Source organism: Pseudarthrobacter sp. R1, from assembly GCF_024494415.1.
GTDB lineage: Bacteria > Actinomycetota > Actinomycetes > Actinomycetales > Micrococcaceae > Arthrobacter.
On record NZ_JAMKFI010000008.1, the window covers coordinates 858,050 to 872,617 of the forward strand.

The window sequence follows — 14,568 nt, forward strand, 5'->3', positions numbered from 1 at the left end:
CAGCGGCCGGAGTGGCTAGAGTGGAAAGCATGAGTTCGCCAGCTTCCCGCCCAGTCCCTCCTGCCGCTGCCAACCTGCTTAACCTGCGCGGCGCCGTCGACCTTTCCTCCCTGAAGCAGCGCCCGGCCGCCCCGTCCCCCGCCGCGCCGCCTACGGGAACGGAAGCACCCGCTGGAGCCCAGCCCGGCGCCGCTCCCGGCGCTCCTGAACTGATGGTCAACGTGACCGAAGGCAACTTCCAGCAACTGGTGGAGTTGTCCGCACAGGTGCCCGTGGTTTTCGCTCTTTGGGCTTCCTACTCACCCGAGTCATCAACCATGCTGGACGTCCTGGAACGCGTGGTGAGCAGCTATGGCGGCAGGCTGGTTCTCGGCGCCGCCGACATCGAAGCGTTCCCGCAGCTGGCCCAGGCGTTCCAGGTGCAGGCCGTTCCTACCGCCGTTGCGGTACTCAAGGGCCAGCCGGTGCCGCTGTTCCAGGGCGGTGCCGACGAACAGCAGGTCCGGAGCCTTTTTGACGAACTGCTAAAGGTCGCGGCGGCAAACGGCGTGACCGGAAGCCTTGGCGGCGGGGCTGCCCAGGACGGGGAGCCTGCACCGCTGCCGCCTCTGCACCAGGCCGCTTTTGACGCCATCGAAGCCGGCGATTATGCGGCAGCGGCAGATGCGTACCGGCAGGCACTGAACGAGATGCCCGCCGACCACGAGGCGAAGGCGGGGCTGGCCCAGGTGGAGCTGATGGCGCGCCTCCAGCCGCTCTCGGCCCAGGACAGCGAAGCACTGCGCGCGCAGGCGGCCAATGAGCCGGACAACCTGGAGGCACAGTTTGCCGTGGCTGACCTGGACGTTGCCGGCGGTCATGTGGACGATGCGTTGAACCGCCTGGTCAGCTTCATTGGCAGGAACTTCGGACCGGAGCGCGAGGCCGCCCGGGTCCGCCTGCTCGAGCTCTTCGATGTGGTGGGCGCCGCTGATGAGCGGGTGGCAAAGGCCCGCCAGGCACTCGCGAGGGTGCTCTTCTAGTGCCTGCCCTGTTCGAGCCGCTGAAGCTCCGCTCACTGGAGCTCCAGCACCGCGGCTGGGTATCGCCCATGTGCCAGTACAGTTGCGAGGCCGACGCCGCGCCCGGCGTTCCGAACGACTGGCACCTGATGCACCTGGGCTCCTTCGCCGCCGGCGGCGCGGCATTGATCCTCACCGAGGCTGCCGCCGTCAACCACGAAGGCATGATCAGCCCCCGCGACGCCGGTCTCTACAACGATGCCCAGGCCGAAGCCTGGCAGCGGGTTACGTCCTTCGTGCACCGGCACGGGGCGGCGGAGGCAAAAATCGGCGTCCAGCTGGCCCACGCGGGCCGAAAGGCCTCCACCTACTGGCCCTTCTCCGGCAAGCACGGCAGTGTCCCGGAGTCCGACGGCGGGTGGACAACGGCGGGGCCCTCGCCGTCGGCGTTTGACGGCTACGCCGAACCCGCCGTAATGAGCGGGGAGCAGATCGACGGAGTGATCAGCGACTTCGCGGCCGCCGCTGTCCGCGCCGTTGATGCCGGTTTCGACACGGTGGAAATCCACGGGGCGCACGGCTACCTCCTGCACCAGTTCCAGAGCCCGCTGATCAACTCGCGGACCGACGCCTGGGGCGGGGATGAGGCGGGACGGAACCGCCTGATGCTTGCCGTGGTGGACGCCGTGCGGGCGGTCATTCCGGACTCAATGCCCCTGCTCCTGAGGATCTCCGCCAGTGACTGGGCCGACGGCGGGGTGGACCTCGCGGCCTCGGTGCGGCTGGCACGCGAAGCAGCGCAGCACGGCGTGGACCTCGTGGATGTTTCCAGCGGAGGAGCCGTTGCCGATCAGCAGATCAAGGCAGGCCCCGGCTACCAGACGGGCTTCTCCGCTGCCATCCGAAGGGACGCAGGGGTGCCCACCGGAACTGTAGGCCTCCTGACCTCCGCCGGCCAGGCCGAACATGCCATAGCCACCGGGCAGGCCGACGGCGTCTTCATCGCCCGGGCGGCGCTGCGGGATCCGCACTGGTGGCTGCGGGCGGCCTTCGAGCTGGGCCATGACATTAGATGGGCGCCGCAGTACGAGCGGGCCGTGCCCCGGCGGACCTTCTGAAAGCCGCGCACATAATGGCTCACGGGCAGCGCGACAACCGCGATAACAAGGGGCAGGCTCCTGGTGACGGGATTGACCGGCGGCTGGAAGCCACCATCCTGGACCTTCTGGCTGCCAGGGCTCCAACGTCCACCATTTGCCCGTCGGATGCTGCCCGTGCTGTGGGCGATGAGAATTGGCGCGGCCTGATGGAGCCTGCCCGCAGGGCCGCCCGGCGGCTGGTTGAAGCCGGCGAGGTGGAGATCACCCAGGGCGGTTCGGTGGTTGATCCCGTCACGGCAAAAGGGCCCATCCGGATCCGGAAGGTGCGGTAGCAACCGGCATCCGCTTCGCCGGTTCCGGCAGTTGCTTTTGCCGGTCCTGCCGCGCCGGCAGAACGCCTCCCTACTCCTTTGACGCTACTCCTGCAGGAGGACCCCGCTGCCGCACCCTGAGGGCTAGTCTGGCTTCATGACTGCTCAGCAACCAGATCCGGCGCGGCCCGCCGGTCCCGTAGCCGCACTGTCCATCCGGGGACTCGCCAAGCGCTTCGGCGAAAAGATCGCGGTGGACGGCATTAGCCTGGACGTCCCCGCGGGCTCCTTCTTTGGAATTGTGGGCCCCAACGGCGCCGGCAAGACCACCACGCTGTCGATGGCTACCGGGCTGCTGCGGCCGGACTTCGGTACCGCCGTCGTCCACGGCGTGGATGTCTGGGCCCGGCCCCTGGAGGCCAAGCGGCTGATGGGGATCCTGCCGGACGGCGTACGGCTGTTTGACCGGCTGACCGGCGAACAGCTCATCACCTACGCCGGCTTGCTGCGGGGAATGGACAAGGACGTGGTGGCCAGCCGCGTGGGCGAGCTGCTGGCAGCCCTGGACCTGTCACAGGACGCCGGCACGCTGGTGGTTGACTACTCGGCAGGTATGACCAAGAAGATCGCCCTGGCATCTGCCCTGATCCACGCGCCGAGGCTGCTGGTGCTGGACGAGCCCTTCGAGGCCGTCGATCCTGTCTCCGCCTCCAACATCCGCTCCATCCTGGACAGCTACGTGGCGTCCGGCGGAACGGTGATCGTCTCCAGCCACGTGATGGACCTGGTGCAGCGCATGTGTGACCACGTGGCAGTAGTGGCCGGCGGCAGGCTGCTGGCTGCAGGAACCGTGGACGAGGTGCGCGGCGGAGTTTCCCTGGAAGACCGGTTCGTCCAGCTGGTGGGCGGCCGCAGCCACACGGAAGGGCTGGAATGGTTGCGCACCTTCTAAGGCTCAAACTGACCCTGCTGCGCAATGGCCTGCGGCGCAGCCCGTGGCAGCTGGTGGGCATGGCATTCGCAGGGCTTTATGCCCTCAGTGTCGTCGCCACGCTGGTGGTCGTCCTCGTCCTGCTTCGCCAGGCGGAACTCGAGCTGGTGTACACAGCCGTGGTGCTGGGCGGCGCCGCGGCCGTCCTGGGCTGGGGAATCATTCCGGTGGTGGCCTCTGCCACGGACATGACCCTTGATCCGGCCCGCTTCACCACCTTCGCCGTCCCCATGAAGCAGATGCTGGCCGGGCTGGCGCTGGGCGGACTGATCGGTATTCCGGGTTTGGCCACGGCGCTGGTGGCACTGTCCACGGTGGTGACGTGGTCCCGGGGCGTCCTGCCGGCGCTTGCAGCGTTAGTGGGTGCGGGCCTGGGTGTCCTGACCTGCATCGTGCTGTCCAAAGTGGTGACCACGGCAACGGTGAGCCTCGCGTCGTCCCGCCGCTTCAAGGATGTCAGTGCCGTCGGGTTTATGGTGCCCCTCGTCCTCCTGGGCCCGATCGTGGCGGGAGTGGGGCGGGGAATCACCGCCTCCACCGGCTTCCTGCCGGACTTCGCCCGGACGTTGTCGTGGACTCCACTTGGAGCTCCGTGGTCCCTGGCCGGCGACATCGCGGCCGGCCGGCCCGGCGAGGCGGCGTTGAAGCTGCTCCTTTCCGTTGCGGTGCTGGCCGGCCTTGCCTGGTGCTGGAAGCTGCTTTTGGAACGTGCCCTGGTCACCCCGCCGTATTCAGGCAGCGGGAAGCGCAAAGGCGGAAAGCTGGGGCTGCTCGGGTTGTTGCCCGCTGTTCCGGCCGGGGCTGTGATGGCGAGGGCGCTCACCTACTGGTTCCGTGACCCCCGGTACTCCGGATCGCTCATCGTGATACCGCTCCTTCCAGTGGTGCTTGTCTTCCAGGGCAGCCAGGCCGGCGACTTCAGCACCCTGGCATTCCTGGCGCCGCTGTCGGCGTTCATCCTTGCGTGGTCCATCTCTGCTGATGTGTCCTATGACAACACCGCCTTCGCGCTGCACCTGGCCAGCGGGGTCCGGGGTGTTGACGACAGGCTGGGCCGCGCCCTGGCGTGCCTGGCCTTCGCGCTGCCGGTGGTACTCGTGTTTGCCGCAGGATCAGCCGCCTTCACCGGCGACTGGGGCCCGTTGCCCGGCCAGTTGGGACTGAGCCTGGGGATCCTCTTCACGGGACTGGGGTTGTCCTCCGTGGTCTCGGCCCGGTACACGGTGGCGGTTCCCTTGCCGGGTGACAGCCCGTTCAAGAAACCCCCGGGAAACGTGGGCCAGACCCTTGCAGTCCAGTTCGCCGGGCTGGGAGTCCTGCTGGTCCTGGTTTTGCCGGAGGCGGCCCTCCTGATCGCCCAGCTGGTGACCGGAAACGCCCTGTTCGGCTGGCTGAACCTGGCCGTGGGGCTCCTGTTGGGGATGGGCCTGTTTGCGGCCGGTGTCAGGCTGGGCGGAAAATGGCTGGACGGCCGCGGCCCTGAGCTGCTGGCCCAGGTCACCGTGAACCGCTGACGCGTCAACCGCCGGCTTCTAGACCGCCACCCGTAACCGCTGGAACGGCCCCGGAAGGAACAGCATGGAAGTAGTCATCCTCAACGGCAGCAAGCAGATCGGAAAACTTGCCGCGGACGCCATCGAGGAACTCCTCCGGCGCAAGCCGAACGCGGTCCTGGGGCTGGCCACCGGATCGTCGCCGCTGCCCGTCTACGATGAACTCGCTGCCCGCCACGAGCGGGACGGCCTGGACTTCAGCCGTGCCTCCGGTTTTGCCCTCGACGAGTACGTGGGCCTGCCGGCGGGCCACCCCGAGTCCTACCGGGAAGTGATCCGGCGGGAGTTCACCAACAGGGTCAACATCGCTCCGGAGAACGTCCACGGACCGGACGGTACGGCAACGGACATCCTGGCGGCCTGCAGTGCCTACGAGGAATCCATCACGGCAGCGGGCGGCATCGATCTGCAACTCCTCGGCGTGGGCACCGACGGCCACATCGGGTTCAACGAGCCCGGCTCCTCGTTCGCCTCCCGCACCCGGATCAAGAGCCTCATCGAACAGACACGCCGGGACAACGCCCGGTTTTTTGGCAGCCTGGCGGAGGTCCCGCACCACGTCCTGACCCAGGGGCTGGGGACCATCATGGATGCCCGGCATGTGATCCTCGTGGCAACCGGCGCACAGAAGGCGCAGGCTGTCCGCGAGTTCGTTGAAGGTCCGGTGTCCGCGATCTGTCCCGCGTCCGTGCTGCAGTTCCATCCCCATGCCACCGTCCTGCTGGACGAAGCTGCCGCCTCGGCATTGAAACTGGCTGATTTCTACCGGCACACCTATGACAACAAACCCGCCTGGCAAGGTCTCTAGCCGGAGGGTTTCCGGCGGGTCCGGCAGCGGAAAAGTACGACGCCGGCAGGCGGCGGGCGGCTGTTTCCCACCTCCGGAGGACGCGCCGCCGTCGAACGCCGCACGGCCGGAACGGCTAAGATGGATCGCATGACTAGCATGACGGACCCTCTCGACAACGACCCGATGCGTGAGCTTTCCGGGGCTGGATCGTCCACGGCCACCATTGAGCGCGAGGAACTGCGCCAGGAGGTGGAGCCCGGAGACCGGGAGCGCTTTTCGCACTACGTGCGCAAGGAAAAGATCATGGAGTCGGCGCTGACCGGGGACCCCGTCATCGCCCTGTGCGGCAAGGTCTGGACGCCCGGCCGGGATCCGCAGAAGTTCCCGGTGTGCCCGATGTGCAAAGAGGTCTATGACGGCCTCCGCCCGGGCAACGACGGCGGCAAGGGTCCCGGAGGGGACTCAGGCAACAACAAGTAGTGACGGAGACGCTCTTTGGCGGCCCCACCCTGCCTCCGGCTTATCCGGAACGTGCAGCCTGGGGAACCGCCCCGAAACTCCGTGCCTGGCAGCAGGAAGCCCTGGACCTCTACCTGAGGACAAGTCCCCGGGACTTCCTGGCCGTGGCTACGCCCGGCGCCGGTAAAACCACCTTCGCGCTCCGCGTGGCGTCCATGCTCATCGAGTCCGGCACCGTCAACCGCGTGACCATCGTGGCGCCCACGGACCACCTGAAGCGCCAGTGGGCTGATGCGGCGGCCAGGGTGGGCATTGCCATCGACCCCAACTTCAAGAACTCCGACGGCCAGCATGGCCGCGGCTTCATCGGAGTCGCCGTCACGTACGCGCAGGTGGCCAGCAAACCCATGCTGCACCGGGCCAAAACCGAGGCCGCGCGGACGCTGGTGATCCTGGATGAGATCCACCACGGTGGCGAGGCGCTCTCCTGGGGTGACGGACTGCGTGAAGCCTTCGACCCCGCCGCGCGCCGGCTTTCCCTGACCGGTACCCCCTTCCGTTCGGACACCTCACCTATTCCGTTCGTGGAGTATGCCGAGGACCGGGACGGGATCCGGCGGTCCAAGGCGGACTACACCTATGGCTACGGCAACGCACTGCGGGACCACGTGGTCCGGCCGGTGATGTTTATGGCCTATTCCGGTCAGATGCGCTGGCGGACCAGCGCGGGCGAGGAAATGGCCGCTTCACTTGGTGAAGCCGCGGTGACCAAGGACATTACCTCGCACGCCTGGCGCACGGCTCTGAACCCGGCGGGCGAATGGATTCCCGCCGTGCTGGCAGGGGCGGACAAGCGGCTGAGCGAGGTGCGCCGCACGGTTCCCGATGCCGGCGGACTGGTGATTGCCACGGACCATGAGGACGCCCGGGCGTACGCCGGACAGCTGAAGAGGATTACGGGGGAGTCACCCACTGTCATCCTTTCCGATGATGCGAAGGCGTCCAGCAAGATCGAAGAGTTCACCGCAAGCGACAGGCGCTGGATGGTGGCGGTCCGCATGGTGTCCGAAGGAGTGGACGTACCCCGGCTTTCCGTCGGCGTGTATGCCACGTCAACCTCGACCCCGCTGTTTTTCGCCCAGGCGGTGGGGCGCTTTGTCCGTGCCCGCAAGCGGGGGGAGACGGCGTCGGTCTTCCTGCCGTCCGTTCCCCAGCTGATGGCCCTGGCCAACTCCATGGAGGCCGAACGGGACCACGCCCTGGACCGGCCGGAGAAGGAGGACGGGGACGGGCTCTTCAACCCCGAAGACTCGCTGATGGCCGAAGCCAACCGCGAGGACAAGGCCTCGGACAGCCTGACGAAGGGCAAGTTTGAGGCCCTGGACTCCCAGGCGTCCTTTGACCGGGTCCTGTTCGACGGCGGCGAGTTCGGCACCGGGGGTGAGGTGGGCTCAGACGATGAGATGGACTTCCTGGGCATCCCCGGATTGCTGGATGCCGAACAGGTGGGCACGCTGCTTCGCCAGCGCCAGCACGAGCAGCTCAACCGGAAGAACCGGAAGTCGTCCGCGTCAGCGGTCGGAACGGAACCCGCGGCACCGGCCGTCCCGGACCACCGCCTGCTCATGGATCTTCGGAACGAACTGGCCAAAAACGTGGCTGCGTGGTCGGCGCGGACCGGCACACCCCACGGCGTGGTCCACACCAAGCTGCGGACTGTCTGCGGCGGTCCGCCCGTGGCCCAGGCCAACGAGGAACAGCTGCAATCCCGCCTGCGGAAGCTTCAGGACTGGTTCATCGGCAGGAAATAGCAGTCATGTGCAAAAGCGGCCCGGTGCAGTGCACCGGGCCGCTTTCGCAGTTACCGCTATCAGGCGACGTCGACCCCGCCAAGCTCCATCTCGGTGACGGCTTCCTCGAGGTCCTCCGCGATCCCTGCCGTGAGGGACCGGATGACCGTCACGGAGTAGCCAGCCTGCACTGCGTCAAGGGACGTCGCCTTGACGCAGTAGTCGGTGGCGATACCCACCACCACCACTTCCTCGACGTCGTTGCTCTGCAGCCAGTCGTCCAGGCCGATGGCATCTTCGGCGGCGGCATACCTGTCCGCGTCGCCGGCGCCAGGCAGTGCGCCGGGTTGCCGTTCGCCGGTGGGCACGGCGTCTTCCGGCGCCTGCAGTCCTTCGAAGCCGGAGTAGGCGGCAGCAAACTGCCCCTTCTGGAAATAGGCGTCGATGTACTCGGTGTCCAGGTCCGGATGGAGCTCCGCGCCGCGGGTTCCCGCCACGCAGTGCGGCGGCCAGCTGTCGATGAAATCAGGGGTCTCGGAGAAGTGGTCTCCGGGGTTGATATGCCAGTCCTGGGTGGCCACAATGTGGTCGAACTCGCTGTGGTGGGCATCCACGTATTCGCTGATGGCACCGGCCACCGCTGCACCGCCGGCCACGGCGAGCGAACCGCCTTCGCAAAAATCGTTCTGGACGTCAACGATGATCAGGGCGCGGGACATCAGTTCTCCTCAGTTTTCTTCATAGAGAGTGGGGATGGCTGCTTCGCCGCGCTGGAGGCGGTTGACTACGGCCGGCAGCTCTGCCATGGACTCGGCGTGGCGCCGGCGTGCCCGGAGCACGCCTTCATGGCCGGTCCATCCAGGCATCAGTTCACCGTTCTTCATAAACTGCTGCAGCAGCGGACGGTCATTGCCGTCATCGTCAGGCCGGTGGCCAACTCCTACTACCTCGGCAGTGGCAATGCCGCGTTCGTCCAGTTTCCGCAGAGCGTACTTGCGCCCGCCCACGCTGCCCTTGTTCTTGGCGGCTTTGGCTACGGAGACGAAGTCCCCGTCGTCGTCCGTACGGCTCACCAGCTTGTAGACCATGCTGGCAGTCGGGGCGCCGGACCCGGTGACGAGCGAGGTGCCCACCCCGTAGGAATCCACGGGGGCGGACTGCAGGGCGGCGATGGCGAACTCGTCCAGGTCTGACGTGACCACGATCTTGGTGTTTTCGTTGCCGAGGTTGTCCAGGAGCTGGCGGACCCATTGGGCCTGGGCCACTAGATCACCGGAATCCAGCCGGACCGCCCCAAGCCGCGGGCCCGCAAGGTCCACAGCCGTGCGCACGGCCGTTTCGACGTCGTACGTGTCCACGAGCAGGGACGTGCCCTCGCCCAGGGATGCAATCTGGGCCTCGAAGGCCTCCCGCTCCGTGTCATGCAGGAGGGTGAAGGAGTGGGCGGCGGTGCCCACCGTCTTGATTCCGTAGCGGATGCCCGCCTCCAGGTTCGAGGTGCTGTCGAAGCCGGCAATGATGGCTGCCCTGGCGGAGGCGGTCGCCGCTTCCTCGTGGGTGCGTCGGGAGCCCATCTCAATGCAGGGGCGGCCGCCGGCGGCGCTGATCATCCGGGACGCGGCGGAGGCGATGGCACTGTCGTGGTTCAGCACGGACAGCAGGTACGTCTCCAGCATGCATGCTTCGGCGAAGGTGGCCTCGACGATCAGGATGGGGGAGTTCGGGAAGTACGCTTCACCCTCCGGATAGCCCCAGATGTCACCGGAGAAACGGTAGGACGCCAGGTACTCCAGCGTTTGTTCATTGACCACCTTGGTGCGGGCCAGGAAGTCGAGCTCGGCGTCTCCAAAGCGGAAATTTGCGATGCCTTCCAGCAGCCGGCCGGTGCCTGCCACAATGCCGTAGCGCCGGCCGTCCGGCAGCCGCCGGGCGAAGGCCTCGAAGACGGACTTGCGGTGCGCGGCGCCTGAATGAAGGGACGCCTGCAGCATGGTCAGCTCATAGTGGTCAGTGTAAAAGGACGTGCGGGGATGGTCCCAGCCGGCTGAGGTGCTCACGAAAGTCACTCTAGTCCCCACCGGCTCCCGCGTCTTGCTTCGCTTCGCCGCGGGGCCCTCACCGGCGTGGGCCCGTCCTCCCCATAGAATGGACAGATGACCTTAAGCGTTGCGCTCGGCCCTGATACGCAAGAGGGCACCCGGACCGGCACAGCGGAGTCAACCGACTTCCTCGCCGCACCGGACATCCCCTGGAACCTGGTGATCTGGAACGACCCCGTTAATCTGATGAGCTACGTCAGCTACGTGTTCCAGAGCTACTTTGGCTATCCGGAAAGCAAAGCCAACAAGCTCATGATGGAGGTCCACAAAAAGGGCCGCTCCATTGTCGCCTCAGGCAGCAAGGAACAGGTGGAGCGCCATGCCGTCGCCATGCACGGCTTTGGGCTGTGGGCAACGGTGGAGAAGGCCAGCGGCGGGTCCGGCGGCAATTCAGGCAAGTCCGGCGGGCCGGGCCAGGGTAAGGGGAAACGTGGCTAAGGCGTTCAAGTACGGACTCAAAGGCATCACCGGCTACCTGGAGCCGGCCGAACGGGAACTGCTGCGCAGCCTCATCGACGACGTCATTTCCATGCTCCAGCCGGAGGAGCGCAAGGGGCAGGATCCGCTGGCTGCACTGATCGGCCTGGACATGGACGTTGCCGAGCCTTCGGACCGGGCCGTGAAGCGGCTGCTGCCCAACGTGATGAAGGACGACGGCGCCGCGTCCCTTGAGTTCCGCCAGCTCACCGAGCGTTCGCTCAGGGAAACAAAGATCGGCGCGCTCCGTGCGGCGGCCCTTGACCTGGACAAGGACGAGATCGTGCTCAGCCCTGACGGGGCGCGGCACTGGTCCATGGCCCTGAACGACGTCCGGCTTGTGCTGGCCGAACGGCTGGACATCCAGGACGAGGAGGACGCCGAGCACGTCCACCTGATGCAGGACTGGTCCCAGGCCGAGGACGTGGAAAGCTACCTGGCCCTGGTCTACAACTTCGCCACCTGGCTGCAGGAGTCGCTTGTCCAGGCCATGCTGCAGTCCCTGGACACGCACCGTTGACCGGCCAGGTGTTCCCGTCGCGGCCCTGTGACACATTAGACATGAGTCACAGGCCACAAGATGGTGCCTGACGCTGCGGGGAAGACCTATCCTCGAATAATCATGACAACAGCCTCGAGCATGGATCCGGCAGCAGGCGCTGCAGCGGAACCCGAAGCCAGCGACCTCCCGGCCGCCGCCGTGGAATCACGGCCCGTCGGTGTCTTCGATTCCGGCGTAGGCGGGTTGACGGTGGCACGCTCCATCATCGACCAGCTTCCCAACGAGTCCATCCTCTACGTAGGGGACACCGCACACGGACCGTACGGCCCCCTGCCCATCGCAGAAGTCCGGGCCAACGCCCTGGGCGTGATGGACGAACTGGTGGACTCCGGCGTCAAGCTGCTCACCATAGCCTGCAACTCGGCGTCGGCCGCTGTGCTGCGCGATGCCAGGGAACGGTACACCGCCAGGTACGGCATCCCCGTCATCGAGGTCATCCAGCCCGCGGTGCGCCGTGCCGTTGCCGCCACCCGCAGCGGAAGGGTGGGCGTGATTGGCACCTCCGCCACGGTGGGCTCCCGGGCCTACGAGGACACCTTTGCCGCCGCCCCGGACCTGGATATCACCTCGGTAGCGTGCCCCGAGTTCGTCAGCTACGTGGAAGCCGGGATCACTACCGGCCCGGCCCTGCTCGCTGTCGCAGAGGAGTACCTCGCCCCGCTGAAGGCTGCCGGCGTGGATACCGTGGTCCTGGGCTGCACGCACTACCCGCTGCTCACCGGCGTCATCTCCTACGTGATGGGAGCGGACGTAACCCTGGTGTCCAGTGCGGAGGAAACCGCCAAGGATGTGTACCGCGCCCTGGCCACCCACAACCTGCAGCGCACCGACGCCGCGCCGCCGGAACACCACTTCGTGGCAACCGGGGACGCAGGCCAGTTCGAGGCACTGGCGCGCAGGTTCCTGGGACCCGAAGTACTCTCTGTCCGCCACGTTGACCACGTGTCCGCCCAGTACCCCACCGGCAGCCTGGCCCGCATCACACCGGAGATGATTGCTGCCGCGCAAGGTGCCCGCAGCCGCCCCCGGACATCCAACTTCGTGGGCAGCTCCGTAACCGGAGGCACCGGCCAGTGAAGCTCACCATCGTAGGCTGTACCGGATCCTTCCCCGGCCCCGGCTCCCCGGCGTCGTGCTACCTCCTGACGGCGAACGACGGCGAGCGGACCTGGAAAGTGGTGATGGACCTGGGCAGCGGTGCGCTGGGTGCCATCCAGCGCTACACCGACCTTGAGGACATCGACGCGATCTTCCTCACCCACCTCCACCCGGACCACTGCATGGACCTGTGCGGCCTGCACGTGGCTGTCCGATGGAAGCCGGGCGGCTGGGGCCGCGGGCGGATTCCGGTCTGGGGACCGGCCGCCACGGCAGACCGGATGGCCACCGCCTACGGCCTGGAGCTGGACCCGGGGATGCATGAGGAGTTCGACTTCACCAACTGGGCCGAACGTGTTGCGGTGACCGTTGGCCCGTTTACCGTGACTCCCTTCGCCGTCAACCACCCCATCGAGGAGTGCTACGCCCTGCGCGTGGAAGTGGTGGAGCCGGACAAGGACGGCAACAACGTCTCCCGGACCCTGACCTACTCCGGTGACACCGACTCCTGCGCGGGGCTGGAGGAAGCTGCCAAGGATGCCGACCTGTTCCTCTGCGAGGCGGCGTTCGAGGAAGGCCGTGACGACGGCATCAAGGATGTCCACCTGACCGGCAAGCGTGCGGGGGAGGCCGCAGCCGCTGCCGGCGCCCGCCGGCTCCTGCTGACGCACATTCCGGTGTGGACCTCGCAGACCACCGTGATGGCCGAGGCCCGTCCGGTCTTCGGCGGCGACGTCGCCGTGGCAGTGGCCGGCGTCCACTACACCATCTAGGGGGCACTGGTTCAGCGGCGCCCGTTCAGCGGCGACTGGAATCCGGCAGCGGCCCGCAGTGGATAAGCTAAAGGCATGACTTCTGAAGCAACTGCAGTGCCCATTGTGCGCGCCGACGGCCGCGCCCCGGACCAGCTCCGGCCCATCAGCATCACACGCGGATGGTCCAACCAGGCTGAAGGATCGGCCCTGATCGAGTTCGGCAACACCAGGGTCCTGTGCACCGCTTCCCTCACCCCGGGAGTCCCGCGCTGGCTGAAGGGTGAGGGCCGCGGCTGGGTGACGGCCGAGTACGCCATGCTGCCCAGGGCCACGAACACCCGTTCCGACCGCGAATCGGTCAAGGGCAAAATCGGCGGCCGCACCCACGAGATCTCCCGGCTCATCGGCCGTTCCCTGCGTTCCATCATCGACACCAAGGCCCTGGGTGAAAACACCATCGTGTTGGACTGCGACGTCCTTCAGGCAGACGGCGGAACCCGGACCGCAGCCATCACGGGGGCCTATGTTGCGCTCGCTGACTCCATCAGGTTTGCCCGTGACAACAAGCTGATCGCGAAGAACGCCCAGCCCCTCATCGACACCATTGCTGCGGTGTCGGTGGGCATCATCGACGGCGTTCCCATGCTGGACCTGCCGTACGTTGAGGACGTCCGGGCGGAGACCGACATGAACGTGGTGGTCACCGGCTCCGGCAAGTTCGTCGAAGTGCAGGGAACCGCCGAAGGTGCGCCCTTCGACCGCGCCGAACTGGACCAACTCCTGGACCTTGCCCTGCTGGGCACCACCCAGCTCGCCGCAATCCAGCGCGAAACCCTGGCAGATACGCTGTGAGCGCAGCGCCCGCCGCCCCGCGCCTGGTGCTTGCCACCCATAACAAAGGCAAACTCCGGGAGCTTCGCGAACTGCTGCGGGGGCAGGTGCCGGGGCTCGACGTCGACACGCAGGTAGTGGATGCTGCGGCGGCAGGGGCCCCGGACGTCGCCGAAACCGGTGTTACCTTCGCCGAAAATTCCCTGCTGAAGGCGCGCGCTGTCGCCGAAGCAACGGGCCTTGTGGCCATCGCCGATGACTCCGGCCTTGCCGTGGACGTGATGGGCGGGGCGCCGGGCATCTTCTCGGCGCGGTGGGCCGGCAGCCACGGCGACGACGAAGCGAACCTGCGGCTCCTGCTCAACCAGCTTTCCGACGTGCCGGACCCCCACCGGGGCGCGGCTTTCGTTTGCGCGGCCGCGCTGGCAGTACCCGGATCGGACCACGGACCCGGGCGCGAAGTGGTGGAATATGGCCAGCTGGAGGGCGTCCTGCTGCGTGAACCGCGCGGCGACGGCGGGTTCGGCTACGACCCCGTCCTGCAGCCGGCGGGGGAAAAGCGCAGCTGTGCGGAGCTGACCGCCGACGAGAAGAATGCCATCAGCCACCGCGGCAAGGCCTTTCGTGCGCTCCTGCCGGCCGTCGTCGAGGCCCTGCGGGACCGGTAACCGCCCCCTGGCCGTTCTTAAACAGCTGTGCTCCCCGCCGGAACGGGGAGCACAGCTGTTTGACGGTGAAGGGATCTTGCCTC

At 67.0% G+C, this 14,568-nt stretch carries 16 protein-coding genes; 14 read left to right on the forward strand and 2 right to left on the reverse strand.

Translation table 11 applies throughout. The features are described 5' to 3' along the window. Positions 1-29 precede the first annotated feature (29 nt). The 8 genes from M8J71_RS14795 (at position 30) to M8J71_RS14830 (ending at position 8,016) form a co-directional block, all read left to right on the forward strand. Complete coding sequence (locus M8J71_RS14795; RefSeq protein WP_256248597.1) at positions 30-1,022, forward strand: tetratricopeptide repeat protein; 993 nt, start codon at positions 30-32, stop codon at positions 1,020-1,022. After that, positions 1,022-2,119 (forward strand): NADH:flavin oxidoreductase/NADH oxidase, encoded by a 1,098-nt coding sequence (locus tag M8J71_RS14800; RefSeq protein WP_256248598.1) that lies wholly within the window; start codon positions 1,022-1,024, stop codon positions 2,117-2,119. Before M8J71_RS14795 ends, M8J71_RS14800 begins: the two co-directional genes overlap by 1 nt. A 14-nt stretch (positions 2,120-2,133) precedes the next feature. Further along, positions 2,134-2,433 (forward strand): DUF3253 domain-containing protein, encoded by a 300-nt coding sequence (locus M8J71_RS14805; protein ID WP_256248599.1) that lies wholly within the window; start codon positions 2,134-2,136, stop codon positions 2,431-2,433. A gap of 136 nt (positions 2,434-2,569) precedes the next feature. Further along, positions 2,570-3,364, forward strand: coding sequence for an ABC transporter ATP-binding protein (locus M8J71_RS14810; RefSeq protein ID WP_163162522.1), 795 nt, complete (start codon positions 2,570-2,572; stop codon positions 3,362-3,364). Continuing rightward, positions 3,346-4,917: a transporter gene (locus M8J71_RS14815; protein WP_256248600.1), complete on the forward strand. Its 1,572-nt coding sequence runs from the start codon at positions 3,346-3,348 to the stop codon at positions 4,915-4,917. Before M8J71_RS14810 ends, M8J71_RS14815 begins: the two co-directional genes overlap by 19 nt. A gap of 64 nt (positions 4,918-4,981) precedes the next feature. Continuing rightward, positions 4,982-5,764: a glucosamine-6-phosphate deaminase gene (gene nagB, locus M8J71_RS14820; RefSeq protein ID WP_256248601.1), complete on the forward strand. Its 783-nt coding sequence runs from the start codon at positions 4,982-4,984 to the stop codon at positions 5,762-5,764. A 129-nt stretch (positions 5,765-5,893) separates the two neighbouring features. Next, the gene (locus M8J71_RS14825) at positions 5,894-6,226 is read left to right on the forward strand and encodes a DUF3039 domain-containing protein (RefSeq protein ID WP_374114851.1); all 333 of its coding nucleotides are present in this window, start codon (positions 5,894-5,896) and stop codon (positions 6,224-6,226) included. Continuing rightward, a complete protein-coding gene (locus M8J71_RS14830; protein ID WP_163162530.1) occupies positions 6,226-8,016 on the forward strand; it encodes a DEAD/DEAH box helicase in 1,791 nt (596 codons plus the stop codon). Before M8J71_RS14825 ends, M8J71_RS14830 begins: the two co-directional genes overlap by 1 nt. A gap of 59 nt (positions 8,017-8,075) precedes the next feature. Here M8J71_RS14830 and M8J71_RS14835 read toward each other — a convergent pair whose 3' ends face one another. Beyond that, positions 8,076-8,714 carry an isochorismatase family protein gene (locus tag M8J71_RS14835; RefSeq protein WP_256248602.1) on the reverse strand — a complete coding sequence of 213 codons (639 nt, stop codon included), beginning with the start codon at positions 8,712-8,714 and terminating at the stop codon, positions 8,076-8,078. A 9-nt stretch (positions 8,715-8,723) separates the two neighbouring features. Next, positions 8,724-10,052 (reverse strand): nicotinate phosphoribosyltransferase, encoded by a 1,329-nt coding sequence (locus M8J71_RS14840; RefSeq protein ID WP_256248603.1) that lies wholly within the window; start codon positions 10,050-10,052, stop codon positions 8,724-8,726. A 96-nt stretch (positions 10,053-10,148) separates the two neighbouring features. Between M8J71_RS14840 and clpS the strand changes: the two genes are divergently transcribed. The 6 genes from clpS (at position 10,149) to rdgB (ending at position 14,485) form a co-directional block, all read left to right on the forward strand. After that, the gene (gene clpS, locus M8J71_RS14845) at positions 10,149-10,532 is read left to right on the forward strand and encodes an ATP-dependent Clp protease adapter ClpS (protein WP_163162536.1); all 384 of its coding nucleotides are present in this window, start codon (positions 10,149-10,151) and stop codon (positions 10,530-10,532) included. Beyond that, the gene (locus tag M8J71_RS14850) at positions 10,525-11,091 is read left to right on the forward strand and encodes a DUF2017 domain-containing protein (protein WP_256248604.1); all 567 of its coding nucleotides are present in this window, start codon (positions 10,525-10,527) and stop codon (positions 11,089-11,091) included. The genes clpS and M8J71_RS14850 overlap by 8 nt, the downstream gene beginning before the upstream one ends. A 102-nt stretch (positions 11,092-11,193) precedes the next feature. After that, a complete protein-coding gene (gene murI, locus M8J71_RS14855; RefSeq protein WP_256248605.1) occupies positions 11,194-12,210 on the forward strand; it encodes a glutamate racemase in 1,017 nt (338 codons plus the stop codon). Further along, on the forward strand, positions 12,207-13,004 hold the full coding sequence (locus tag M8J71_RS14860; RefSeq protein ID WP_256248606.1) for an MBL fold metallo-hydrolase: 798 nt from the start codon (positions 12,207-12,209) through the stop codon (positions 13,002-13,004). Before murI ends, M8J71_RS14860 begins: the two co-directional genes overlap by 4 nt. Positions 13,005-13,079: 75 nt before the next feature. Continuing rightward, the gene (gene rph, locus M8J71_RS14865) at positions 13,080-13,838 is read left to right on the forward strand and encodes a ribonuclease PH (RefSeq protein ID WP_163162542.1); all 759 of its coding nucleotides are present in this window, start codon (positions 13,080-13,082) and stop codon (positions 13,836-13,838) included. After that, positions 13,835-14,485, forward strand: coding sequence for an RdgB/HAM1 family non-canonical purine NTP pyrophosphatase (rdgB, locus tag M8J71_RS14870; protein WP_256248607.1), 651 nt, complete (start codon positions 13,835-13,837; stop codon positions 14,483-14,485). Before rph ends, rdgB begins: the two co-directional genes overlap by 4 nt. Positions 14,486-14,568 lie beyond the last annotated feature (83 nt).

What these genes read in the sequence shown, in the direction of transcription:
- murI (WP_256248605.1), top strand. Translation starts at nt 11,194, where the DNA reads ATGACAACAGCCTCGAGCATGGATCCGGCAGCAGGCGCTGCAGCGGAA.
- M8J71_RS14795 (WP_256248597.1), top strand. Translation starts at nt 30, where the DNA reads ATGAGTTCGCCAGCTTCCCGCCCAGTCCCTCCTGCCGCTGCCAACCTG.
- M8J71_RS14825 (WP_374114851.1), top strand. Translation starts at nt 5,894, where the DNA reads ATGACTAGCATGACGGACCCTCTCGACAACGACCCGATGCGTGAGCTT.
- M8J71_RS14810 (WP_163162522.1), top strand. Translation starts at nt 2,570, where the DNA reads ATGACTGCTCAGCAACCAGATCCGGCGCGGCCCGCCGGTCCCGTAGCC.
- rph (WP_163162542.1), top strand. Translation starts at nt 13,080, where the DNA reads ATGACTTCTGAAGCAACTGCAGTGCCCATTGTGCGCGCCGACGGCCGC.
- nagB (WP_256248601.1), top strand. Translation starts at nt 4,982, where the DNA reads ATGGAAGTAGTCATCCTCAACGGCAGCAAGCAGATCGGAAAACTTGCC.
- M8J71_RS14815 (WP_256248600.1), top strand. Translation starts at nt 3,346, where the DNA reads ATGGTTGCGCACCTTCTAAGGCTCAAACTGACCCTGCTGCGCAATGGC.
- M8J71_RS14835 (WP_256248602.1), bottom strand. Translation starts at nt 8,714, where the DNA reads ATGTCCCGCGCCCTGATCATCGTTGACGTCCAGAACGATTTTTGCGAA.
- clpS (WP_163162536.1), top strand. Translation starts at nt 10,149, where the DNA reads ATGACCTTAAGCGTTGCGCTCGGCCCTGATACGCAAGAGGGCACCCGG.
- M8J71_RS14805 (WP_256248599.1), top strand. Translation starts at nt 2,134, where the DNA reads ATGGCTCACGGGCAGCGCGACAACCGCGATAACAAGGGGCAGGCTCCT.